The 1,705-nt window shown below is 48.1% G+C and carries 2 rRNA genes; both read right to left on the bottom strand.

The features are described from left to right. A 23S ribosomal RNA gene (locus DVO77_RS18910) occupies positions 1-1,271 on the bottom strand; the annotation flags it as partial. Between the two features lie 339 nt (positions 1,272-1,610). Beyond that, positions 1,611-1,705, bottom strand: a 16S ribosomal RNA gene (locus DVO77_RS18905); the annotation flags it as partial.

Here is a 1,705-nt window from a genome sequence, read left to right as displayed (position 1 = left end):
CCCCCTTTATCGTTACTCATGTCAGCATTCGCACTTCTGATACCTCCAGCGTGGGTTACCCCTTCACCTTCAACGGCTTACAGAACGCTCCTCTACCGCACTAGCGCAAGCGCTAGTACCCATAGCTTCGGTGTATTGCTTAGCCCCGTTAAATCTTCCGCGCAGGCCGACTCGACTAGTGAGCTATTACGCTTTCTTTAAATGATGGCTGCTTCTAAGCCAACATCCTAGCTGTCTAAGCCTTCCCACATCGTTTCCCACTTAGCAATAACTTTGGGACCTTAGCTGATGGTCTGGGTTGTTTCCCTTTTCACGACGGACGTTAGCACCCGCCGTGTGTCTCCCGAGTAGTACTCATTGGTATTCGGAGTTTGCAAAGGGTTGGTAAGTCGGGATGACCCCCTAGCCTTAACAGTGCTCTACCCCCAATGGTATTCGCTCGAGGCGCTACCTAAATAGCTTTCGAGGAGAACCAGATATCTCCCGGTTTGATTGGCCTTTCACCCCCAGCCACAAGTCATCACCGCATTTTTCAACATACGTGTGTTCGGTCCTCCAGTTGATGTTACTCAACCTTCAACCTGCCCATGGCTAGATCACCGGGTTTCGGGTCTACACCTTGCAACTAAACGCGCAGTTAACACTCGGTTTCCCTACGGCTCCGCTATTCGCTTAACCTCGCTACAAAATGTAAGTCGCTGACCCATTATACAAAAGGTACGCAGTCACGGTCTCAAGAACCGCTCCCACTGCTTGTACGTATACGGTTTCAGGTTCTATTTCACTCCCCTCACAGGGGTTCTTTTCGCCTTTCCCTCACGGTACTGGTTCACTATCGGTCAGTCAGGAGTATTTAGCCTTGGAGGATGGTCCCCCCATGTTCAGACAAGATGTCACGTGTCCCGTCCTACTCGTTTTCACGTAAAGTTAGTTTTCATGTACGGGGCTATCACCCTGTGCCGCTGTGCTTTCCAACACATTCCACTAACACCCTCTACGCTTAAGGGCTAATCCCCGTTCGCTCGCCGCTACTAGGGGAATCTCGGTTGATTTCTTTTCCTCCGGGTACTTAGATGTTTCAGTTCCCCGGGTTCGCCTCACAACACTATGTATTCATGTTGTGATACATGCTTATGCATGTGGGTTTCCCCATTCGGACATCGTTAGCTCAAATGCTTGTTACTAGCTCGCCAACGCTTTTCGCAAGTTACTACGTCCTTCATCGCCTCTGACTGCCAAGGCATCCACCGTATACGCTTAGTCACTTAACCATACAACCCAAATGAGTTTCACAAGGAAACAAACTCTTTCAAGCGGGTAAGCTTGATGTTGTATCGCAACTAATGGTGTTTACTTTCGCCAAAAGAATACTCATGAATCATCATTACAATGATTCGGCACTTGATTTAAGTGTTTGAGAACTCAATTTTAATTTTCGCGTCAATGCTACAAATAATCACGCACAAGTACGCCATTATCCCTTTCACATTAACACTATCAGCTTTCCAAATTTTTAAAGAACAAGCATCGCCGTTAAGGCGTGCCACCTGCTCTAACAAGAACAAGTTATCTGTGTGAACACTCAACAAACATTAAGTTAGTCGTATAGGTAAGGAGGTGATCCAGCCCCAGGTTCCCCTAGGGCTACCTTGTTACGACTTCACCCCAGTCATGAACCACACCGTGGTAAACGCCCTCCCGAAGG

Origin of the sequence: Shewanella algidipiscicola (assembly GCF_003605125.1) — a bacterium.
GTDB classification, from domain to species: domain Bacteria; phylum Pseudomonadota; class Gammaproteobacteria; order Enterobacterales; family Shewanellaceae; genus Shewanella; species Shewanella algidipiscicola.
This window is presented reverse-complemented; position numbering and strand designations above follow the sequence as displayed.